This window comes from Leifsonia aquatica (assembly GCF_014190775.1).
GTDB classification, from domain to species: domain Bacteria; phylum Actinomycetota; class Actinomycetes; order Actinomycetales; family Microbacteriaceae; genus Leifsonia; species Leifsonia aquatica.
In genome coordinates this window covers 189,762-211,838 of record NZ_JACHVP010000003.1, presented here as the reverse complement: position 1 = coordinate 211,838, position 22,077 = coordinate 189,762, and the positions used below count along the sequence as shown (strand labels likewise).

The window sequence follows — 22,077 nt, the reverse complement described above, 5'->3', positions numbered from 1 at the left end:
CTACTGGCCCCAGGCCGATGCGGGCGCCTGGACGATCTCCACGGGCCGGGTGCTCCAGTGCGCGCCGTTGGCGTAGTGGCTCGTCGCCCACGGCGACGCCCAGATCGCGGCGGCGGTGGCGTCTGCGCTCGTGCCGGCCTGCAGGCCCGCGACGATGCCGGGGTATCCGCGCTGGAGGTTCTTCGCGCAGTACTCGGCGGCGCTCACGAGGTCGGTGTAGCTGCCGAGGCCGGCTCCGCCTCCGGAGCCATAGCCGTTGTTGAGAGGATTGTTACGGTTCCACCAGTCCGGCGGCCCGTTCTCCTGCCGCATCCAGCGCAGCATGACGGTGACGTTGGCCTCGGTCTGCGGCCAGCCGCCGAACATCAGGACGAGCTTGGCCCACGCCTCGTTGGTGCCGACCTTGGCGAGGGTCTGGAGGCCGTCGGTCGCGCCGATCGTGTCGCGGTCGATGACGGGGGCGGCGATGGTCGCGTCGACGGCGAGGTGCTGGTCGGGCTCCGTCGGCGTGCCGTCCACGGGGGTCTGGCCCGGCGCGAGGGTGGAGACCGGGGCGGCGAGTACTGTGGCGGCCAGCGCCGCGTCGGTGGGCACGATCGAGAAGCCGGCGACCAGGGCGACGAGGGCGAGCGTGACGCCCAGGCGGTGGTGGAGCGGCATCCGGGTCACCAGGCTCCGCACCGGCGTGGGAGCCGGGGCGGGCGCTGCGCTGCGACGGCCTGCCGAACGGCGGCCGCGGGCGCCGGGGGTGACGGATGCGGGCTGCATACCCGACCGAGAGTACCAAAGGCGTGCTGGAATGGAACCGGGAGGAGGGACCGATGACCTCGAACGAGAATGCAGCGGAGCCCACGGGCACCGCATCGACGGCGGCGGAGGTCCCCGCCGACACCCCCTCCCGCCGGTTCCGCGACGGCCCGCATCTGCCCGCCCTCGTCGTCACGCTGATCGTCACTGTCATCGCGGGGCTCTTCGCCGGCACCTACGCCTGGGCGATGGGCGACCCGCAGCCGCACGATGTGCCGATCGGCCTGGTCTCGACGACGCACACCCCGGACGAGCTGGCGACCGAGCTGCAGGCCCGGACCGGGACCACCTTCGTCGTCCGGCCGTACGCCACCGAGACGGACGCCGAGGCGGCGATCCGGGAGCAGGTGGTCTACGGCGCACTGGTCGAGCAGTTGAACGGCTCGGTGCGGCTCTACGTCTCGAGCGCCTCCGGAGCCTCGGTCGCCCGCCTGCTGGAGGCGGACGCCCCGCGCCTGGAGCAGTCGATCGGGCAGCCGGTGACGGTCATCGACGCACATCCGCTCGGTCCGAAGGATCCGAACGGCCTCGTGCTGTTCTACGTCGCCCTCGCCGCGGTCGTCATCGGATTCGTCGGAGCCATCCAGACCCGGGTGAACGCGGCCAAGCTGACCCTCGGCGGCGAGCTGTTCTGGGATGTGGTGCGCTCCGTGCTCGGCGGCTTCGCGATCGCGTTCACGGTCGGCCCGCTGCTCGGCGTGCTGCCGATCCCCTTCTTCGCCGTCTGGGGAGTGCTCGCGCTCACGATGCTGATCGCGGGAGCGACGTACAGCTTCTGGAGGGTCTTGATCGGCGCGCGGTGGGCGATGCTGCCGACCTGGATCGTGTTCGTGCTGATCAGCAACCCGTCGTCGGGCGGGGCGGTCGCGCCCGAGCTGCTGCCGCCGTTCTACCAGTTCATGGGCCGCTGGCTGCCGACCGGGGCGACGGTCCGGGCGGTGCGCGACCTGACGTACTTCCCGGACAATCTGCATCTCGAGCCGTACATCGTGCTGGCCGTGTGGCTGGTCGCCTCGGTCGGGCTGTTCACCGCCGTGCGGCTGTTCCGCTACGGTCCCGGCGCGCCCGGCGACATCCTGCACACCTGGCGCAGCATCGCCCGGCGGCCCGGGCAGGCGGGCGCGAGCGCAGGCGCCGAGGCCGCCACCTAGGCCCTGGCCAGCGGGACCGGACCCGGAGACCCGTCAGAGCTGGGTCGAGTTCAGCCGCGCGAGCAGGTCGGCGAGGCGGCCGACGTCGTCGGCGCCCCACTTGCGCAGGCTGCGGTAGAGCCGCGCCTGATCGGCCACGCGCGCCTCGTTGACCTTCTCGATCGCGGGCGGCGTCGCCACGAGGAAGCTCGCGCGGCGGTCGGACGGATCGACGCGGCGCTCGATCAGATCGAGATCTTCGAGGATTCGAACCTGTCGGCTCACGACGCTCTTGTCGGTCGAGAGCAGGCCGGCCAAGGCGCCGGCGTGCAGCGGGCCCGTGCGGACCAGAGTGCTGAGCAGTCGGTAGCCGACCGGCTGGAGATCGGGATGCACCTTCGCGGCGCGCTCCCGCATCCCCGAGCTCACCTGGTTGAAGAGGATGGTGAACTGCTCCTCGACCGACGCGATGGCCTGGTCGACCGCCGGGTCGGGGGCGGCCGAACGGGCGGCGGCGTCTCGCGCCGTCGCCCGCTCGGTGTTGTCCATGGCCGCGATCATAACCGGTCCGATCAGCGGTCTTCCTGAACGGGACGATCGCCCGTCGCCGGCCCGGAGCGGACCGCCCCGACGGAGCCGGTGACCGGAGCCGCGATCATCGCCTCGGCGACCTCCAGGAGGTTCTCCTCGGCGGCCTCGACGGCCGACTCAGGGGCCTTCTCCTTCATCAGCTCGACCGCGGTCTTCGTGCCGAGCGTGTTGTTCGGGAGGAACGCGATCGCGATGATGGTGATGATCGCGAGCGGCACCGCCACCAGGAAGACGTCGGCGACGCCCTGGCCGTAGACCGATTCGACGATGCTGCGCACGCTCGCCGGGAGGGTGTTCACCTCCGGCAGCGTTCCGCTCTTCAGCAACTGCCCGATCTCGGCGCCCTTCGCCCCGAGCTTGGCGAGGATGCCCTGCAGCTCCGCGCCGTGTGCGGCCATCCCGTCGGCGACCTTCGTGCCCAGGATGCTTCCCATGACCGAGACGCCGATGGTGCCGCCGAGGCTGCGGAAGAACGCCACGTTGGAGCTCGCCGCTCCCAGCTGCTCCGGACGCACGGTGTTCTGCACGATGAGCACGAGGTTCTGCATCACCATGCCGACGCCCGCGCCGAGGATGAGCATGTAGAGCGAGACGAGCACGTAGTTCGTGTCGTACTTGATCGTGCTCATCAGGTACAGACCGATGGTCAGCAGGATGGAGCCCACGACCATGAAGCTCTTCCACTTGCCGAAGCGGCTGATCAGGTTGCCGACGATCGTCGACGAGAGCAGCAGGCCGAGGATCATCGGCAGCGTCAGCAGGCCCGACTGGGTCGGCGTCGCGCCACGGGCGACCTGCATGTACTGACCGAGGAATACCGACGTGCCGAACATCGCGACGCCCACCGAGATGGAGGCGATGACCGCGAGGGTGAAGGTGCGGTTCTTGAACATCGCGAGCGGGATGATCGGCTCCTTGACCACCAGCTCGGTGACGACCGTGGCGGCGAGCAGTGCGATCGATCCGCCGACCATCCAGATGGTCTCCGGGCTCCACCAGTCGAAGTTGGTGCCGGCCATCGAGACCCAGATCAGGATCAGCGAGATGCCGCCGGCGAGGAAGATCGCGCCGAGGTAGTCGATGCGGACCTTGCGGATCGCGCGCTTCGGGAGGCGAAGCGTGAACTGCAGCAGGATGATCGCGACGATCGCGACCGGCACGCCCACGAAGAAGTTCCAGCGCCAGCCGATGGAGTCGGTGAGCAGTCCGCCGATCAGCGGTCCGCCGACCGTGCCGACCGCCATGATGCCGCCGAAGAGGCCCATGTAGCGGCCGCGCTCACGCGGGCTGATGATGTCGGCCATGATGATCTGGCTGAGGGCGGTGAGGCCACCGGCGCCGAGGCCCTGGACCACGCGGAAGCCGATGAGCATGTTGGTGTCCTGCGAGAAGCCGGCGAGCGCCGAGCCGAGCACGAAGAGCACGAGGGCGAGCTGGATGAGCAGCTTGCGGTTGAAGAGGTCGGCGAGCTTGCCCCAGATCGGGGTGGAGACCGTGGTCGCGAGCAGCGTGCTCGTGACGACCCAGGTGTAGGCGGTCTGATCGCCGCCGAGTTCCGAGATGATCCGCGGCATCGAGGTCGACACGACCGTGCCCGCGAGGATCGAGACGAACATCCCGAGCAGCAGCCCGGAGAGGGATTCGAGCACCTGGCGGTGCGACATCGCCGAAGCGGGCGCTGCGTCCTCCTTGGTAAGAGTTCCTGACATGTGATTCCTTCGCACAATTGGTTGACAGTGAGCAACCATATATAATTAGGTGACCGAAGTCAACTAACAAACTGCACTCGCGCAAAATTTCCTCTTATGCATGATTTTCCGCACATCCCTCCGGCAGCGTCGCCGGCCCCCGGCCTCCGCGAGCGCAAGAAGGCGCAGACGCGCTCCGACCTGGAGCGCGCCGCCGTCGAACTCGCCCTCGACCACGGCCCCGACGACGTCACCGTCGACGACATCTGCGCCCGCGTCCCCGTGTCGCACCGCACCTTCTTCAACTACTTCGACAGCAAGGAGGACGCCCTCTACGGCATCCGCCGCGCCTGGGGCGATCGAGAGCTCGTCTCCACCCAGCTCGGCGAGGCCTACGACGGCGACCTCGTCGCGGCGGTGGTGCACACCCTCTTCCGCGGCCTCCCCGCCGAGACCAGCGATCCGTCGCTGCACGAGGCGCGGATGCTGCTCGCCGCCCGCGACTCCGGCGTCGTGCACCGTCGCCTCCGGCGCCTGGGCGATCTGCGCGACGGGCTCATCACGGCCGTCGCCGAACTGATCGAGCGCGCGGAGGAGGCGGGTGCGGCGATCGCCGACCCGGACGTCGACCGCGAGTCCCGCGCCGAGATGCTCGTCGTCGTGTGCATCGGAGCCGTGCGCATCGCGGTCCGCGAGTGGGCGGACGCGGGCGCGACCGGCACAGCGGACGAGGTCGCCGCGCGCACGGTCGCCATCGCGCGGTCGATGGGGACGGTTCTGTAGCCGCTGGCCATCTGGTCGTCACAACACGCCGCGCAGGTTCGTGCCTGCGCGGCGCGTCTTGACCGATCGTTCCAGCCCGTTCAGTTCAGGAGTACGTCGATCGGTGCGGTCGGGATGCGGCCGGCCGCCGCTCGCTCGAGCAGCGGGTCCAGCGTGACCAGCACGTCCGCCTGCAGCGTTGCGACGGCAAGGTACTCGGCCGGCCCGGGATCGTCCCAGCCGAGCTCGACGGCGAGCCGCCAGGCGGTCGCTCGCGACACCCTGTCGCCGAGGAGCCGGATGCGGAGCCCGGCGAGCCGCTCGAGGCGACGGCGGCCTTCCCGCTCATCAAGGTCTCCCGCGCGGACGTCCGCGTACAGGAAGCGCAGTGCGTCGGAGCGCAGCACGGCCGGCCCCACGAGGGAGGCTCCTGCGACGAGCGCCGGGACGGGCTCCGCCGATCCGACCAGCCGCAGCGCGACGGCGGCGTCGATCGCGTAGCGCGTCATGCGCCCAGACTACGCCGCGCGCTCGAACGGTCAGTGCGTCCGTCGGCGCCGCGTCGAGACGAGCAGCGCGAGCGCGCCGACCGCCAGCGCACCGACAGCGAGGAGTCCCGCCAGGGCGCCGGATCGGGCGTCAGCGCCCGTGACGGCGAGGCCGCCTGGGGCGGTCTTCCCGGCCTCTGGGGAATCGTCCCCCGGCACGGCACCGGGCACGGCGATCGTCCAGGTCACCGTTGCGTCGGCGTCTGCTGTGACGACGATCCCGCCGGGGCCGGTCCCCTCCGCCGTCGCGGTGTTCGTCATCGAGCCGGCGGCGAGGTCGGCTGCGCCGAGCGGCGACCACGCCGTGGCGCTGACGCTCACCCCCGCCGGAAGCTCACCCGGCGTGCCGTCACCCCACGCGATGGAGAGATCGCGGACACCGTCGAGGTGATCGATCAGGGTCACACCCAGCAGATCGGTCGCGCCGGTGTTCGTGATCGTGAAGGTCCACTCCACGGGATCGCCGGCGTGCGGGTCGTTCCCGACGCGTCCCGTCTTGTGGAGCGCGATCGCGATGGGATCGAAGCGGTAACCGAAGTCGACCTCGCCGACGGTCTCGCCGACCTCGAGTGCGATGGGCCCCGAGTCGTTGTCGACGTTCCCGTCCCGGTCGAACACGTTCACGATGTGCTCGCGGTCCGCGGCACCGAGCGTCGTGGGGTCGACGATCGTCCGGTAGCCGCCACCCCGGAGGCCGTCGAACAGATAGTGGCCGTCGGCATCGGTCGTCGCGACGGCGACCGACTCGCCCTGGTCGTCGAGCAGGCTGACCGCAGCGCCGGGAACCGGCCGCCAGTCGGTGAGGAGGCGGGGATCGGGCGATTCGAGCCAGACCGTGCCGCCGATCGTTCCGGCGACGACGTCGATCGTCGCGCGGTTCGACTCGCCGAGGTGACCGCCGACGCCGAGCCAGGCGTCCACGGTGTTCACGAAGCGGTCGCCGTCCTTGGCTCCGTCGATGCGCGCGGAGACCTGCAGCGCGATGTAACCGGTCACCGTGGCGCCGAAGTCCGCGACGACGACGCGCAGCGCGGTGACGCCGGAGATCCCGGCGAGATCCGTACCGTCCGTGTCGACCCACTCGATCCCGCTCTCTGCCTCCCCGGCGGCCCGGACCTCGGCACCGGGCGCCGTCGTGTACTGCAGTTGCATCCCGTCGGAGGCTGCGCCCGTCATCTCGGCGCCTGTGACCACGAGGTCCCCCGTGAAGGCGCTCCCCCGCCCGTCGCCGTCGAAGGGCAGCACGTCGATGAAATGCGACCGGCCGGCGCTCGAGCTGGAGGTGTTGTACCACCGCGCCTCCCAGCGCGCGGTGTCCCCGGGCTGCAGGGTGCTGTCGCCGACGACGAGCTTCTGCTCGCTCACGGCGGCGACCTGCTGCACCGAGACCGTGTTCACGCCGGTGCGTGTTGCCTCGGTCTGCAGATTGCCGGTCGCATGAACGGTCGCCGTCGTGACGAACGCCCTCGAGGTGGGTGCCAGGATGTCGGTCACGACATGGTAGGTGAACGTCGGCAGCACGCTGGACGTGTCCCACTCCCCGTCATACGTGTACCGGAGCGTCATTCCGGAGGCGGCGTCCCCCACCACGGTGACGCTCCATCCGTCCGGCACGTCGTCGACCTGCACCGAGCGCAGACCGGGCGGTACGGCGACGTCTACCCCGAGGCCCTGCATCGTCGCGACGTACTCGGCGCCGGGAGGGGCGGTCGCGATCGGAGTGACGGCATAGTCGATGGCGCCACCCGACATGATCGAGCTCGCCGACGACGCGACATCGGTCGACAGTCGGTGGCTGCCGACGGCGATGTACGAGCTCGCGGAGAGACCGGCGCTGTTCTCGTCGTACCGGTTGGTGGCGGTGTCGGCGACCTGCGTGCCGACCGCGCCGACGAGCCGGAAGGGCACGCCGACGGTGAACCACGCGTAGAACGGATCGGCGTCCTTCTTCCAGGTGCCCCCGGTGTACGCGATGCGGATGCCGGAGACGGCCGTGACGCCGCCGGCGGCCTCGATCGTGTCGAACCACGGGTTCGCCTCGGGGTGGGCAGCGTCCCCACCGGCGGTGTACTGCACCGTGTAGCGGGTGGACGAGATCGACGAGGTCGCGAGGTTCTGCCCGACGAAGATGGAGGCGCCGTCGACGATCTGCTGCTCGCCGGGGTTCCAGAAGTCGTACGCGACGAGATTCGTCAGACCGGTCGACAGCTCCGCGACCGTCCCCGCCCGCACCCGCAACCGGGACGCGACCAGCGAGCCCGGGGCGACCTCCCGATCGAGCGCGGTGCCCGTGGTGAGGGCGATGAACTCCGACGACAGCTGGGCCGGGTCGCCCGTGACATCGCCTGTGACGGCTTGATCGGCGAAGAGGTAGATCGCTTTGGACGCGTAGGCCGGCACGGTGTCGGCGGGGCGGGAGATCGTGCGGGCCACGGTCGTATTCGTCCGGTCGACAGTGATCGGCACCCCGTCCGCGGTCATCCAGTCGCCGACCGGTGCGACCGAGTTGGTCACGGTCAGTGCCGATCCCGAACTGGGAAGGTCCGAGTACCGCACCCACATCCGCACGTCGATCCAGGCCGCGGTCACGGCTCCGAAACCGTCCAGGCTGACGGTGAAGGACTGGCCGGTCTGCACCAGGTCCGCACGCGCTCCCGGGACGGATGTCGCCGTCACCTCGCCCTGGAACTCCGCTGCCGCGTTCGCGCCGGCCACGGTGAAGGAGTCGCCGAGCACCAGCGGCTGCCCGAGCGTCGCAACGGAGGCACCGATCGCGAACTCGCCTTCAGGCTCCCTGACGCTCAGACGGTAGTCGATGTACCGCGCATCCACCGCTCCCGCACCGTCACCGAAGTCGTGTGCTCGCGAGTTCGCCGCGGTCGCGACGTACGACTTCCACAGTTCCACGCGGGGTTCGCTCACCACGGTGATCGCGGGAGCCGTCGTGGTGGTCTCGCCGGCTGCGTCGCGCGCGCTGAGCTGCGCTGCGTAGACCGAGCCGTTCGGGACGTCCGACGAAGGGATGGCGCGGAGCGCCCCGAGTTCGAAGTGCGCGGGGTTCCCCGGTGCGAGCGTCTCGACGACGACCGTGAGGGTCCGTCCGTCGGGGCTGATCGTCCCCGTCACGCGGAAGAAGTCCGTCGAATTGTTCGCCGGGAGCAGGCTCTGCTGATCCCACGTCCAGCCCTCCGGGAGGGTCTGCCGGAGGACTCCGCCGCTGAGGTCCGTCGCGGTGACGTTCCAGGCGAAGCCGACGACGTCGTTCGTCGCGACGATCCCGTTCGACGGGCTGTCGTCCAGCGCTCCGGGGGTCTGACCGTCGTAGAGCACGGCGACCTCGATCGACGCGAACTCGCCCACGGGGTCGGACAGGCCAGCATCCACGGCCACCGCCGGTGTCCCCGCGAGGGCGGCGACGGCGACCAGCGCGGCCATCATGAGGCCCAGCGCACGCCTCCACCAGGGCCGACCGATCAGGGGCGCATCTCCGCGCATATCGAAACTCCGCTCACAGCATCACCGCACCCATGGACAGGGCCACCGGAAATGTATCGGGCATATATGCCTCATCGGAGCCTGCTGCGCTGGTCTCAGTGTCACGCGACGAAAGTTCCGTGTCGACGGGCTGGTCCTCCGTAGACGGAGCAGTACGTTCAGGATGTAGAGGAGGAGTCCCGCGTACCGCTCAGCGGTCGAGCGCGGGCCCGTCGAGCACGACCGCGATCAGCCGCTCGGCCGACGCGTCGTCGGTCTCGACCCGGGCCAGGGCGCGCAGGATGATGGCACCGACGAGGACCTCGCCGAACTCGGACATCGGGACGGTGGGCGCCAACTGGCCCGCCGCCACCGCCGACTCCAGGCGGGCCGAGAGGGCTGAACCCGCTCCGAGCTTATCGCGGATGCGGCGCGTGACCTCGGCGTTCTCGGCGGCGGCCGCGGCGAACGAACGGATGAGGTTCTCGCCCTCCGAGCGCTGCAGCACGTGGAAGACGTCGTGCAGCCAGGAGACCAGGTCGGCGCGCAGGTCGCCGGTGTCCGGCGGGATGAGCGGCTCGGGCATGAGCACGCCCTCGACCAGGCAGTCGACCACGAGCTCGCTCTTCGAGCCCCACCAGCGATAGATGGTCTGCTTGCCGACGCCCGCCTCGGCGGCCACGCCCTCGATCGTCAGGTGGTCGTAGCCGCGGGTCGCGAAGAGCCGCGCGGTCGCCTCGAGGATGGCGACGCGCGCTTCCTCGCTGCGCGAGCGTCCGCTGCGGCCCGTCATCCTCACATCCTATGTTCATCTTTCGATACGAGACGGTGCGTATCATCGACCGAGTCGGCGCGTGGACGCCACGGAGAGGATGAGATGGCCGAGTTGCTGTACCGCCTGGGAAAGGGATCCGCCAAGCGGGCCTGGGTCGTCATCGGTGCCTGGATCGTGGTGCTCGCCATCGCGGGCGCCGGGTTCCTCATCGGCTATAAGGGGCTCAGCTCGAGCTTCGACATCCCGGGCACGGCCTCCGGCGCGGTGACCGACGATCTGGCGAAGAAGCTGCCGAAGTTCAGCGGCGCCTCCGGCACCGTCGTGCTCACCACGAAGGACGGATCGGCCTTCACCGATGCGCAGAAGACCGCCATCGCCGACCGCATCGAGAGCGCCAAGGACCTGCCCGACGTCTCGGGCGTGACCGACCCGTTCTCGACCGAGAAGCAGCGCGCCGACCAGCAGCAGCAGATCACCGACGGCCGGGCGAAGATCACCGCCGCGACCGCGCAGCTCGACGCCGGGCAGACGCAGCTCGACGCCGGCACAGCCCAGCTGGAGGCGGCCCAGGCGCAGCTCGACGCCGCGAAGCAGCAGCTCGTCGCCGCCGGGCAGCCCACGACCGCCCTCGATGCGCAGCAGGCGCAGCTCGACGCCGGCAAGGCCCAGCTCGCGGAGCAGCAGCAGAAGCTCACCGACGGCCGCACCGAGCTGACGACGCAGACCGCGAAGCTCGACCAGGGAGCCGAACTCCTCGGTCTCGCCAAGGACATCCGCCTCGTCTCCTCCGACGGCTCCGCCGCGCTCGTGAGCGTCGCGTTCGACAAGCCGCGCCTCGAGCTCTCGGAGGAGTCGAAGAACGCCGTCATCGACCACTTCGAGAAGAACCCCGTCGAGGGCGTCACCGCCGACTTCTCCACCGAGCTCGCCCAGGGCGTTCCCGAGGTGCTCGGTGTCGGCGAGCTGATCGGCGTGATCATCGCCGCCATCGTGCTGCTCGTGATGCTGGGCTCGGTCATCGCCGCCGCGCTCCCGCTCGTCACCGCCATCCTCGGCGTCGCCATCTCCGCGGTCGGCACCCTCGCCTTCTCCGGCGTGGTGCAGATGGCGTCGGTCACTCCCGTGCTCGGCGTGATGCTGGGCTTGGCCGTCGGCATCGACTACGCGCTCTTCATCATCAACCGGCACCGCAAGCAGCTCCTCCAGGGCGCCGAGGTGCGGGAGTCGATCGGCCTCGCCACCGGCACGGCCGGCAACGCGGTCGTCTTCGCCGGCGCGACCGTCGTCATCGCCCTTCTGGCGCTCAACGTCACCGGCATCCCGTTCCTCGGCCTGATGGGCACAGCGGGCGCGATCGCCGTGGCCGTCTCCGTGCTGATCGCCATCACGCTGACGCCCGCCCTCCTCGGCCTGGTCGGGATGCGCGTGCTCACCAAGAAGGCCCGCGCCCGCGCCGCCGCCCACGAGCACCGCGCTCAGAAGCCGGTGCGCCCGATGAAGACGTGGCGCGCCGTCGTGACCGTCGTCGCCACCATCGTCGGCCTCCTCGTCATCGCCGCGCCCATCCTCACGATGCGCGTCGGCCTCCCGGACGGCGCCCAGGAGCCCGCCGGCTCCACCACCGCCCGCGCGTACCAGGTGATCGAAGACTCCTTCGGCGCCGGTGCCAACGGCACCCTGCTCGTCTCGGCCACACTGCCCGCCGGTCTCGACGACGACCAGGTCACCGCGACGCAGCTGACGATCGCGAAGAAGCTCGCCGACCAGTCCGATGTCGCCGCCGTCGCCCCGATCGCCGTCTCGGACGACCACCGGCTCACCGCGTTCCAGGTGGTGCCGAAGGAGGGGCCGAGCAGCGCCTCCACCGAGCAGCTCGTGCGCGACCTGCGCGACCTGCCCGCGGTCGGCGACGGCATCACGCTCGGCGTCGCCGGGCAGGCGGCCAGCAACATCGACATCTCCGAGAAGATCGTCGGCATCCTTCCGCTCTACCTCGCGGTCGTCGTCGGACTGTCGCTGATCATCATGATCGTGGTGTTCCGGTCCTTCGTGGTGCCGCTGATCGCGACGGGAGGCTTCGTGCTCTCCCTGTTCGCGACGTACGGCGCGATCGTGGCCGTCTTTCAATGGGGCTGGTTCGGTGCGCTGTTCGGCATCCACACGACCGGGCCCATCCTGAGCTTCCTGCCGGTCATCCTCGTTGGCATCCTGTTCGGACTGGCGATGGACTACCAGCTGTTCCTCTCGACCGGGATGCGGGAGGCGTACGTGCACGGCTCGCCCGCACGCCTGGCCGTGGCGCAGGGTTTCCGCGCCGGCCGCTCGGTCGTGATCGCGGCGGGCATCATCATGGTGTCGGTCTTCGGCGGGTTCATCTTCTCGGACTCGACGATCATCCGGTCGCTCGGCTTCGGCCTCGCCTTCGGCGTGCTGCTCGACGCGTTCGTGGTCCGCATGCTGCTCATGCCCGCCCTGATGCACCTCGTCGGGCGGGGCGCCTGGTGGCTGCCGCGCTGGCTCGACCGCATCCTCCCGAACGTGGACGTGGAGGGCGCGAACCTCGAGCGCCGCCACCACGTCGACGGCACCCCGGTGGACGCGGCTGTTGCGGACCCGGCGGCGGACCCGGAGCCTCTCCCGACGCGCTAGTCGTCATCACATTCGTCACGAATGTCGCCTTTGGGCGTCGCTTTCACGACATTCGTGACGAATGTGGAGGCGCGCGCCATCGGCGAGAATGGGGTGTGCACAATCTCGGACTCCTCTTCGACGTCGACGGCCCGCTCGCCAGTCCCGTCACCCGCACCATCAACGTGCGCAGCATCGTCACCGACCTCGTCGCGATCGCGGCGGCCGGGGTGCCGATCGCGTTCATCACGGGGCGCTCCGGCGACTTCATCCGCCACCAGGTCGTCGCACCCCTCCTCGACGCGGGGCTGGGGGATGCGCTCGAGCAGCAGGGCGCCCGGATGTTCGGCGTCTTCGAGAAGGGCGGCGCTTGGGCGGCGATCACGGCCGACGGGATGGGCGAGGTGACGGTCGACGAGTCGGTCGCGTTCTCCCCGGAGGCGGTCGACGGCATCCGCTCGCTCGTGCGCGAGCGGTTCGCGGACACGATGTTCTTCGACGAGACGAAGCGCGCGATGATCTCGGTCGAGCAGCGCACCGACGTGGAGTCGGACGTCTACAAGGAGGCGCAGCCGCGGTTCCAGGATGCGGCGTACGAGCTCCTGACCGGGCTCGGGATCGGCCTGCGCTACGGCGAGCGCTCGACGCCCGACGCGGCCGGCGCGGTGCCGTTCCGCATCGATCCGACCATCATCTCGACGGACATCGAGTCGGTGCTGCTCGACAAGGACCGCGGTGCGCAGCGCGCCTTCGAGTACTTCGCCGAGCGCGGTCCGCTCCCCCGCCGCTGGCGCTCGGTCGGCGACTCCCGCAGCGACTACAAGATGGCCGACTATGTGCACGACGCCGGCTTCGATGTCGCGCACGTGGATGTGCGCCCGGCCGACGGCATCCTGGATCGCCCGTACGAGGTGATCACGATCGGCGACGCCATCCACGACGACGCCGGCGCCGAGTTCCTGGCGCACTGGCGCCGCGAGCTCGGGCTGAGTAGCGTCCGGCGGTTCTAGAGCCGCCGCTTCATCGTGAGGACGCACGTCACGGCATCCGCTGTCGGCGTGATGCCGGTCACGTCGAGCGGGCCCTCTACCCGCGCCACGACGCTGCACACCACCTTCCGGTCGACCGTGCAGAGGGAGTCGGCGAGCTCGGAGCGCAGGTCGCCGAAGGGACAGGTCAGGCGGATCTCGAGGGCGGGCCGGTCGACGCGAGGCTCGAAGCCGCAGCGGTCGAGGTAGTCCTCGAGCACATCGAGCTGCGCGTCTGCCGCGGTGTCGGTGTCGGTGCCGGCCTCCGCTGAGACGGGGTACGCCTGGCGGTACGCGCGGCCCAGGGCGATCGCGTCGTCGGTCTGGGTTCGTGCGCGTTCGCTCGCCCCGTCGAGCCCGTTGGCGGCCGAGTACAGCACCTGCGGACGGCCGCGCACGGTGCGGTGCTCGGTCGTGCGGACGACCAAGCCGTCGTCGATCAGGCGTTCCAGGTGTTCGCGAACGGTGTTGTGATGGAGGTCGACATCCTCCGCCAGGCGCGGCGCGGTCTGCGGGCTCTCGTGCTGGAGGCGTGCGAGGAGCCGGATGCGCGGCGATGACACCAGCGTTCGCCGGAGGCCGGTCGACTGCCGTTGCGCCACGTGCTCTTCTCCGCTCTCCGACCCGAACGGGACGGCTTTTCTACACATCGTAGAAGGGCTCGGGGGCCTGCCACAACGCATGTATTATTTCCGGCATTCCGCCCGGCAGCGCGCCTCCCCGGCCACCACGATCGAGGGATGACCGCGACCACCACGGACCCTCCGCAGCAGCGAGCGCTCACCCGCCCGACCCGCAAGGGCAACATCGTGGTGACCTGGATCACCTCCACCGACCACAAGACCATCGGCTACATGTACATGGTCGCGTCCGGTGTGTTCTTCGCCATCGGCGGGATCATGGCGCTCCTCATCCGCGCGCAGCTGATGGAGCCGGGCCTGCACATCCTGTCGGGCGAGCAGTACAACCAGATGTTCACGATGCACGGCACGATCATGCTGTTGCTCTACGCGATGCCGTTCTTCACCGGCGCCGCGAACGTCATCATCCCGCTGCAGCTCGGGGCGCCCGACGTGGCGTTCCCGCGGCTGAACGCGTTCTCGTTCTGGTGCTTCCTGTTCGGCGGCCTCATCGCCGCGGGCGGCCTGCTCACCCCGCAGGGCGCCGCGGACTTCGGCTGGTTCGCCTACCAGCCGCTCGCCTCGACGACCTTCTCGCCCGGACTCGGGAACACCCTCTGGTTCGCCGGCGCCGTCCTGCTCGGCTTCGCGACGATCTTCTCGTCGGTCAACTTCATCACCACGATCATGACCATGCGCGCGCCGGGCATGACGATGTTCCGGATGTCGATCTTCACCTGGAACACGCTCATCACCTCGATCCTGGCGCTCATGGCGTTCCCGGTGCTCGCCGCGGCCCTCGTCGCCGCCATGGCGGACCGCGTCTTCGGCGCCCACATCTTCGACGCGGCGAATGGAGGCGCGCTGCTCTGGCAGCACCTCTTCTGGTTCTGGGGCCACCCCGAGGTCTACGTGATCGTGCTGCCCTTCTTCGGGATCATCTCGGAGGTCCTCCCGGTCTTCAGCCGCAAACCGATCTTCGGGTACAAGACCCTCGTCTACGCCACCGTCGCGATCGCCGCCCTGTCGATCACCGTGTGGGCGCACCACATGTACGTGACCGGGAGCGTGCTCCTGCCCTGGTTCTCGCTGATGACGATGCTGATCGCGGTGCCGACGGGCGTGAAGATCTTCAACTGGGTCGGCACGATGTGGCGGGGTTCGCTGACGTTCGAATCGCCCATGCTCTTCGCCATCGGGTTCCTGATCAACTTCACGTTCGGCGGCCTGACCGGTGTCATCCTCGCCTCGCCTCCCCTCGACTTCCACGTCTCCGACACGTACTTCGTCGTCGCCCACTTCCACTACGTCCTGATCGGCGCGGTCATCTTCGCGACCTTCTCGGGCCTCTACTACTGGTGGCCCAAGTGGACGGGGCGGATGCTCAACGAGACGCTCGCCACGTGGAACTTCTGGCTGCTGTTCATCGGCTTCCACATGACTTTCCTCATCCAGCACTGGCTCGGCGTCATCGGGATGCCGCGTCGATACGCCACGTACCTGCCGCAGGACGGCTTCACCTGGATGAACCAGCTCTCCACCCTCGGCTCCGCGGTGATGGCGGCGTCGATGATCCCGCTGCTGGTCAACATCTACCTGACCTGGCGTCGCGCGCCGAAGGTCACCGTGAACGACCCGTGGGGCACCGGCCGGTCACTCGAGTGGGCGACGAGCTGCCCGCCGCCGCGGCACAACTTCACGTCGATCCCGCGCATCCGCTCGGAGTCGCCCGCCTTCGACCTGCACCACGGCACCGGTGCGCAGCTCGCGCCGCTGGCCGCCGGGGCGGCGCCCGAGTCGCTCACCGCCGAGGAGTCGGAGCAGGCGCGATGAGCAGCACGACGACGATGACGGTCGAGGAGGCCGCGCGCATCCGCCAGCAGGCGCGGCGCGGGGCGCTGGACCTCGACCTCCCCGGCACCGGCGAGATCGTGCGGGATGCGGAGCGCACCTGCGCGCGGGCCGAGCTGTGGGGCTCCACCCGGGATGCGCGCCGGCACTCCGCCGCCGGCGCCGCGGCGATCGCAGCGGCCACCATGCTCGTCGTGGGCATCTGCATGCTTCCGTGGCCGGTGTGAACCGATGACCACCGCCTCCCGCCTCGACCCGCGGCCGCGTCTCCTCGCGATCTGGCTGATCGTCGCGGGCGCCATCGGCCTGGCCGCCGCCTTCCTCCTGACGATCGACAAGCTGGACATGCTGCGCGACCCGAACGCGCAGCTGACCTGCAGCTTCAACGTCCTGATCGGCTGCGCGACGAACCTCGCCTCGTGGCAGGGCTCGCTGCTCGGGTTCCCGAACCCGCTGCTCGGACTGATCGGCTGGACGGCGACGATCGCCGCGGGCGTCGCCGTGCTGGCGAGCCGCGGCGGCCTGGCCCGCTGGTTCTGGATCGCCTTCAACGCGGGCGTGGTGCTCGCGCTGGCGCTGGTGGTGTTCCTCATCACGGCGTCGCTGACCGTGCTGCACATCCTCTGCCCCTGGTGCATGGTCACGTGGGCGGTCACCATCCCGACCTTCTGGGGCGTGACGCTGTACAACCTGAAGTCGGGCACCATCCCCGTCCCCGAACGAGCGCGCCGGGTTTTCGTGACGCTCTCCGGCTGGGTGCCCGTGCTCACGGTCGCGAGCTACGCGGTGGTCGCCGTGCTCGCGCAGATCCAGCTCGACTGGATCCACCGCGCGTTCGCCTGACGCGCGCGCCCGCCCGACGTCTTAGGCTGGCGGAGGATCGCCCGCGACGAAGCGGCGACCGGAGGAGGCAGCATGACCGCCGCGTTCGTCTACGACGCCGTGCGCACGCCGTTCGGCCGATACGGAAAGGCCCTCGCCGGGGTCCGCCCGGACGACCTGGCCGCCTCCACCTTGCGCGCCCTCGTCGACCGGCATCCCGGCCTCGACCCGGCGACCATCGACGATGTGCTCCTCGGCGACGCCAACCAGGCAGGCGAGGACAACCGCAACGTGGCCAGGATGGCCGTGCTGCTCGCGGGGCTCCCGGTCACGGTTCCGGGCGCCACGGTGAACCGGCTGTGCGGGTCGGGTGTCGAGGCGGTCGTGCAGGCGAGCCGTGCTGTCGAGACGGGGGACGCCGCCCTCGTCGTCGCGGGCGGCGTGGAGTCGATGACCCGGGCACCCTGGGTGCTGCCGAAGACCGACCGGCCGTATCCCGCGGCCGACCAGGCGCTGGTCTCCACGACGCTCGGCTGGCGACTCGTGAACCCGGCGATGCCGTCCGCGTGGACCGTGCCCCTCGGCGAGACGGCCGAGCTGCTCGCCGATCGGTTCGGCATCCCGCGCGAGGAGCAGGATGCGTTCGCGCTGGAGTCGCATCGGCGAGCGGCCGCGGCGTGGGACGCCGGCGCATACGATGTCGAGGCCGTGCCCGTGCCGGGCGTCGCGCTCGATCGCGACGAGAGCATCCGACCCGACACGACGGCGGAGGCGTTGGCCGGTCTGGCGCCCGCGTTCCGGCGCGAGGGCGGTACGGTGACCGCGGGCAACTCCTCCCCGCTCAACGACGGGGCGGGGATGCTGCTCCTCGGCGCCGAGGGTGCGCTCGACACCGCCCCGCTGGCGCGCATCGTCGCCCGCACGATCGTCGGCAACGAGCCCGACGCCTTCGGGATCGCGCCGGTCGCGGCGGTCGAACGCGCCCTCGCCCGCAGTGGCCTGACCTGGGACGACGTGGACCTGGTGGAGCTGAACGAGGCGTTCGCCGCACAGTCCCTCGCGTGCCTGCGGCTCTGGCCGGAGCTCGACCCGGCGAAGGTCAACGTGCACGGCGGCGCGATCGCCATCGGGCATCCGCTCGGCGCCTCCGGAGCCCGGATCGTCGGGCACCTGGCGCACGCCCTGGCGGCGCGCGGCGGCGGGATCGGCGTCGCCGCCATCTGCATCGGCGTCGGCCAGGGCATGGCGGTCGTCCTTCAGGCCTGATCCGGCCGGCGAGCAGCCCCCGAGTACGCAGAAAGTGGGCCCGAAACCGCCGAGTACGCAGAGAATTCGCGTACTCGGCGGGTGGATGTTGACAGTTTGAATTCTAATGATTAGAGTTCTAACTATGACATCGAGAACCGAGCGGCTTGCCGACCTCCTGCGCACGATCCTGTTCGCGCAGCGGGCCGCCGGAGAGGAGTGGATCCGCCAGAGCGGGCTCACCCGCTCGCAGTCGTTCACCCTCGCCTACCTCGACGAGAACCAGGACCGCGGAGTGATCGCCCGCGAACTGGCCGAGATGTCCGGTACCACGCCGGCCAGCGTCACCAGCCTCCTGCAGGGGCTGGAGGAGCGCGGCTACATCACGCGCGAGCCGTCCCCGACGGACTCCCGCGTGAAGCTCATCCGCGCCACCGCGGAGGGCTCCCGGGTCGTCTCCGGGTTCGACGACGTCATGACCGCGGCGCAGGAGCGCATCTTCGCGGTGCTCGACGACGCCGACCAGGACGCCCTCATCGCCCTGCTCCAGCCGCTCGCCGACTCCATCGTCGAAGCGGGCGACGCCCCGCCGCCCGGCACCACCGAGCGCAGCCGCCGCCGCTAGCCGGCATACGCCGCCGCGCCGGCACCCGCCCTCGCGGCGGCATCCTCTGATCACCAGGCTTCCCAGCCGTTCACCGGAACGGAGACATCGTCATGTCCTCATCCAACCGCCTCACCCTTTCGTCGGCCCCCATCTGGCGGGCTCTCGTGCACCTCTGCGTGCCCATGATCGCCGGCTTCTCGGTCGGCGCCGTCTACAACATCATCAACGCCGGCTTCGTCGGCGCCCTCCACTCCACCCCCCTGCTCGCGGCGCTGACGTTCTCCCTTCCGGTCTTCGCGCTGGTGATGGCGGTCGGCGGCGTCTTCGGCGTCGGCGGCGGCACGTTCGTCTCGCGCCTCCTCGGGTCGCAGGAGGAGCCGGGCGCCGATGCCGAGGCCGCTGCCACGCGCATCAAGCAGGTCTCGTCGTTCACGTTCTGGGGGGCCATCGCCGGCGGCGTCGTCATCGGCGTGCTCGGCGTGATCTTCGCGACGCCGATCGCCATGGCGGTCGGAGCGTCGGGCGCCTCGCTCGAACCGACCGCGCTGTACATCGGCGCGATGTTCGCCTTCGCCCCGATCTACGTGTCGGCCTTCGCACTGGAGCAGCTGGTGCGGGCGGAAGGCGCGGCCGTCGCGTCCATGACCGGACTCATCGCCTCGACCATCGCGAACCTCCTCTTCGACGTCGTCTTCATCCTCGGCCTCGGCTGGGGCGTGCTCGGAGCCGGCATCGCGCTCGGCCTCTCGAACATCGTGACGGTCGCCTACTACGTGTGGTGGCTCTCCCGCCGCAGCGAGTCCATCTCGCTCGCGCCGCGCTTCTTCCGCGCCGACCGCGAGATGCTCACCACGGTGTTCGGCGTCGGCGCCTCCGAGCTGCTGATGTCGTCGTTCCTCATCGTCACGACCCTGGTCATGAACTGGATCGCGATCGCCTACGGCGCCTCCCTGCTCGCCGCGATGGGTGTCGCGCTGCGCATCGCCCAGCTGCCCGAGATGATCTGCATGGGCGTCTTCATGGGCGCGATCCCGCTGTTCGCCTACGCGTTCGGCGCCCGCAACGGCGCCCGGCTGCGCAAGGCCATCACCGGCAGCGCCGTCGCGATCGCCGGGATCGTGCTCGTCTTCTCCACGATCGTCTTCCTCTTCCGCGACCAGGTGTTCGCGCTCTTCAGCGCCGACCCGTCGGTCATCGAGGACGGCACGCTCATCCTCACCGCCATGCTGGTCTCGACCCTGTTCAACGGCTTCACCGGCCTGATCATCGCGGTCTTCCAGGCCACCGAGCAGATGCGCAACGCGACGATCATGTCGGTCGCGCAGGGCATCCTGTTCATCCCGGTGGTGCTCATCGGCAACGCGGTGTTCGGGATCACCGGCGTCATCTGGGCGATGACGGTCACGGAGCTGCTGGTGCTCGTCCTCGGCGCCGCCCTGTTCGCCGCGTCGCGGAAGGCGCTGGTCGCCACCCCCGAGCAGGCGGAGGCCGCACTGGCTGCTGCCGAGGAGGCCGTGGCCGCCTAAGGCGCTCAGCCCTCGATGACGACCAGGGTGCCGAGCGGCAGCGCGTTCACGGCCGTGAGCGCGTCTGCCGGGAGGCGCACGCAGCCGTGGGACACCGCACCGCTGCTCTGCTCGAAGTAGTGGATGCCGATCAAGCCGCCGTCAGAGCCTCCGAAGGGCTCGTCGGCGGTGGTCGCGTGCAGCGAGGTGAGCTGGATCGGGTGCACGGACTGCCCCTGGTCGGGGTCTGTGTAGCGGGCTTGCAGGTAGCCTGTGACGCCGGTCGGCGTCGGGGTCTCGTCGGTGCCGACTCCCACCGTCCAGGAAGCCGTCGTGGCACCTGCGGCGTCAAGGATGCTGAGCGACTGTCCGGCGACCGAGATGTGCACCGATTTGGCGAGGGTCGTCGCGCCGGCCAGGCTCGCGGCCGGCATCCAGGCCGCGGTCTGCGCGGGGGCGGCCTCACCTGCCGCGACCTGCGAGGGCAGCACCTGCCGCGCCGGGGTGAGGACGAGCGCCCAGGGCCCGTCGAGCTGGATGGGCACGACCACGGTCCGCTGGCCCCGGAAGTCCGTGGCCGGGATGCGGGCGACGGGTGTCGCGCGGTCCGCGCCGAACAGCGGAACGTCGAACATCACTCGGTGCGCTGTCGGCGCCGTCAGCTTCCCGGCCGGCGCTGGCAGGAGGCCGGGGACGACGGCGTCATAGACCGCAGCGGGCAGCGCGGCGATCTCAGAACGTGTCAGAGCGGGAACGGGCGGGGCTGTGGACGCGGCCTCGGTCGGTACGGCCGTGACCGACGCGGAGGGTTTCGGAGTACGCGTGGGGTCCGGTTGCGCGCAGCCCGTCAGGCCGATGGCGGCAGCGAGGACGGCAACGGCGGACGCGGCGGCGATGAGGGTTGGGGGCTTCGGCATGAGCGCTCTCCGGTGGTCCGGGCTGATCGAACGGAAAACGGCCGGCGGCACCCGAGGTGCCGCCGGCCGGAGACGCTGACGCTCAGCCGGCGACGCGCGGGCTGGTGACCGCGCCACCTGCCGGCGAGACCTGGACCGGCGTGACCTCGCCATCGGGAGCGCCACCGAGTTCGATCGTGGGGCCGGTCACCGCGACGCTGATCGACTGCGAGAGCTTCGAGTCGGCTCCGACGACGGTGAAGTCGATGGTCCCGGCCTCGACGGTGCCGCCGACGAGCGACCAGCTGAACGCGATGCCGCCGAACCGGTCCGCCGGGTCGGTGTGCTCGAACGTGTAGCCGTTGTAGACGATGGTCGTGGTGACGCTCTCGCCCGGCGTGTAACCACCGGCCCAGACGATGGCGCCGACGTTCTCGTCGGCGAGCTCGGCCGTCGTGATGGTGGCGGCGTCGGTCCAGATGCCCTCGGGGGCGAACAGGGTCAGCGGGACCTCGGCGGCCAGATTGCCGGAGCCGTCGGTTGCGACCACCGCGAGGTAGCCGTTGTCGTAGTCGGCCGTCATGGCGTTGGCGGTCGGCGTCCAGTCCAGCAGGATGGCGCCGGCGTCGTCGCTCTCGGTGATGATGCTGTCGAGCACGGTCGGGCCGGTCGACTCGACGTCCACGAGCGACACGGTCACGTCGGCGTCGAGGTCGAAGCCCGAACCCGTGACGGCGATGCCGGAGCCCCAGTCCCCGATGGTGAACGTCGACGACGCGAGAGAGATCTCGGCGCCGGCCGCATTGGCGGGGACGGCGGAGAGGGACAGAGCACCGGCGACGGCGACAGCACCGAGAACGGACGCTGCGCGCACCTTGGTGGTGGAAAGCATGGAACTCCCTGACTGGTGAGGTAGACGGGCGAGGTCGCCCACGTGCGAATCTAGGAGGCGGCCTGATGCGCGGTCTCGGCCTCCGGCTCGATTTACGTAGTGCCGAACATGCGTTCAGTAGACGCGTCGCTCCTCTCCGCAGCCGACGTCCCGCTGGGCCAGTGGTGGAGACCCTCCTCCCCTCGGATTGGGGAGGGCCGACACTTGA

The 22,077-nt window shown here is 70.2% G+C and carries 19 protein-coding genes; 10 read left to right on the top strand and 9 right to left on the bottom strand.

Features of this window, described 5'->3' with window-relative positions:
• Window positions 1-768: a hypothetical protein gene (locus FHX33_RS14285; protein ID WP_246397386.1), complete on the bottom strand. Its 768-nt coding sequence runs from the start codon at window positions 766-768 to the stop codon at window positions 1-3.
• Window positions 769-821: 53 nt separating this feature from the next.
• On the opposite strand from FHX33_RS14285, the gene FHX33_RS14280 reads away from it, so the two are divergent.
• Window positions 822-1,958 carry an ABC transporter permease gene (locus tag FHX33_RS14280; protein WP_183428648.1) on the top strand — a complete coding sequence of 379 codons (1,137 nt, stop codon included), beginning with the start codon at window positions 822-824 and terminating at the stop codon, window positions 1,956-1,958.
• Between the two features lie 33 nt (window positions 1,959-1,991).
• Here the strand turns inward: FHX33_RS14280 and FHX33_RS14275 are convergent, their stop codons facing one another.
• Together FHX33_RS14275 and FHX33_RS14270 are read right to left on the bottom strand one after the other, a co-directional pair.
• Entirely contained in the window at window positions 1,992-2,486 is a 495-nt protein-coding gene (locus FHX33_RS14275; RefSeq protein ID WP_246311529.1) for a MarR family winged helix-turn-helix transcriptional regulator, read from the bottom strand.
• 23 nt (window positions 2,487-2,509) lie between these two features.
• On the bottom strand, window positions 2,510-4,237 hold the full coding sequence (locus tag FHX33_RS14270) for an MDR family MFS transporter (protein ID WP_246397383.1): 1,728 nt from the start codon (window positions 4,235-4,237) through the stop codon (window positions 2,510-2,512).
• Between the two features lie 96 nt (window positions 4,238-4,333).
• Between FHX33_RS14270 and FHX33_RS14265 the strand changes: the two genes are divergently transcribed.
• Window positions 4,334-4,999, top strand: a complete 666-nt coding sequence (locus FHX33_RS14265; protein WP_021754407.1) for a TetR/AcrR family transcriptional regulator — start codon at window positions 4,334-4,336, stop codon at window positions 4,997-4,999.
• 80 nt (window positions 5,000-5,079) lie between these two features.
• On the opposite strand, the gene FHX33_RS14260 is transcribed toward FHX33_RS14265, so the two are convergent.
• The 3 genes from FHX33_RS14260 to FHX33_RS14250 form a co-directional block, all read right to left on the bottom strand.
• A complete protein-coding gene (locus FHX33_RS14260) occupies window positions 5,080-5,487 on the bottom strand; it encodes a hypothetical protein (protein WP_021754405.1) in 408 nt (135 codons plus the stop codon).
• A gap of 30 nt (window positions 5,488-5,517) precedes the next feature.
• Complete coding sequence (locus tag FHX33_RS14255) at window positions 5,518-9,021, bottom strand: DUF7507 domain-containing protein (protein ID WP_155828932.1); 3,504 nt, start codon at window positions 9,019-9,021, stop codon at window positions 5,518-5,520.
• Between the two features lie 190 nt (window positions 9,022-9,211).
• Window positions 9,212-9,793 (bottom strand): TetR/AcrR family transcriptional regulator, encoded by a 582-nt coding sequence (locus FHX33_RS14250; protein WP_021754402.1) that lies wholly within the window; start codon window positions 9,791-9,793, stop codon window positions 9,212-9,214.
• Between the two features lie 84 nt (window positions 9,794-9,877).
• On the opposite strand from FHX33_RS14250, the gene FHX33_RS14245 reads away from it, so the two are divergent.
• Both FHX33_RS14245 and FHX33_RS14240 read left to right on the top strand, forming a co-directional pair.
• Window positions 9,878-12,424, top strand: coding sequence for an MMPL family transporter (locus FHX33_RS14245; protein WP_183428647.1), 2,547 nt, complete (start codon window positions 9,878-9,880; stop codon window positions 12,422-12,424).
• A 95-nt stretch (window positions 12,425-12,519) separates the two neighbouring features.
• Window positions 12,520-13,413, top strand: a complete 894-nt coding sequence (locus tag FHX33_RS14240; protein WP_021765773.1) for a hypothetical protein — start codon at window positions 12,520-12,522, stop codon at window positions 13,411-13,413.
• On the opposite strand, the gene FHX33_RS14235 is transcribed toward FHX33_RS14240, so the two are convergent.
• Window positions 13,410-14,033, bottom strand: coding sequence for a helix-turn-helix domain-containing protein (locus FHX33_RS14235; RefSeq protein ID WP_051337095.1), 624 nt, complete (start codon window positions 14,031-14,033; stop codon window positions 13,410-13,412). The two genes, FHX33_RS14240 and FHX33_RS14235, sit on opposite strands and share 4 nt — an antisense overlap.
• 138 nt (window positions 14,034-14,171) lie before the next feature.
• Here FHX33_RS14235 and ctaD point away from each other — a divergent pair, with 138 nt between their 5' ends.
• The 6 genes from ctaD to FHX33_RS14205 all read left to right on the top strand — a co-directional run bounded on the left by ctaD (window position 14,172) and on the right by FHX33_RS14205 (window position 20,102).
• Window positions 14,172-15,884 (top strand): aa3-type cytochrome oxidase subunit I, encoded by a 1,713-nt coding sequence (gene ctaD, locus FHX33_RS14230; RefSeq protein WP_021765771.1) that lies wholly within the window; start codon window positions 14,172-14,174, stop codon window positions 15,882-15,884.
• Window positions 15,881-16,129, top strand: coding sequence for a hypothetical protein (locus tag FHX33_RS14225; protein WP_183428646.1), 249 nt, complete (start codon window positions 15,881-15,883; stop codon window positions 16,127-16,129). Before ctaD ends, FHX33_RS14225 begins: the two co-directional genes overlap by 4 nt.
• 4 nt (window positions 16,130-16,133) lie before the next feature.
• On the top strand, window positions 16,134-16,745 hold the full coding sequence (locus FHX33_RS14220; protein ID WP_021761219.1) for a vitamin K epoxide reductase family protein: 612 nt from the start codon (window positions 16,134-16,136) through the stop codon (window positions 16,743-16,745).
• 72 nt (window positions 16,746-16,817) lie between these two features.
• Window positions 16,818-17,990, top strand: coding sequence for a thiolase family protein (locus FHX33_RS14215; protein WP_021761222.1), 1,173 nt, complete (start codon window positions 16,818-16,820; stop codon window positions 17,988-17,990).
• Window positions 17,991-18,114: 124 nt separating this feature from the next.
• Window positions 18,115-18,594 (top strand): MarR family winged helix-turn-helix transcriptional regulator, encoded by a 480-nt coding sequence (locus FHX33_RS14210; protein WP_021761224.1) that lies wholly within the window; start codon window positions 18,115-18,117, stop codon window positions 18,592-18,594.
• 92 nt (window positions 18,595-18,686) lie between these two features.
• A complete protein-coding gene (locus tag FHX33_RS14205; RefSeq protein WP_051336922.1) occupies window positions 18,687-20,102 on the top strand; it encodes an MATE family efflux transporter in 1,416 nt (471 codons plus the stop codon).
• A gap of 5 nt (window positions 20,103-20,107) precedes the next feature.
• Here FHX33_RS14205 and FHX33_RS14200 read toward each other — a convergent pair whose 3' ends face one another.
• The gene (locus FHX33_RS14200) at window positions 20,108-20,998 is read right to left on the bottom strand and encodes a L,D-transpeptidase (RefSeq protein ID WP_021761228.1); all 891 of its coding nucleotides are present in this window, start codon (window positions 20,996-20,998) and stop codon (window positions 20,108-20,110) included.
• An 82-nt stretch (window positions 20,999-21,080) separates the two neighbouring features.
• The gene (locus FHX33_RS14195; RefSeq protein ID WP_021761230.1) at window positions 21,081-21,869 is read right to left on the bottom strand and encodes a hypothetical protein; all 789 of its coding nucleotides are present in this window, start codon (window positions 21,867-21,869) and stop codon (window positions 21,081-21,083) included.
• Between the last annotated feature and the right edge of the window lie 208 nt (window positions 21,870-22,077).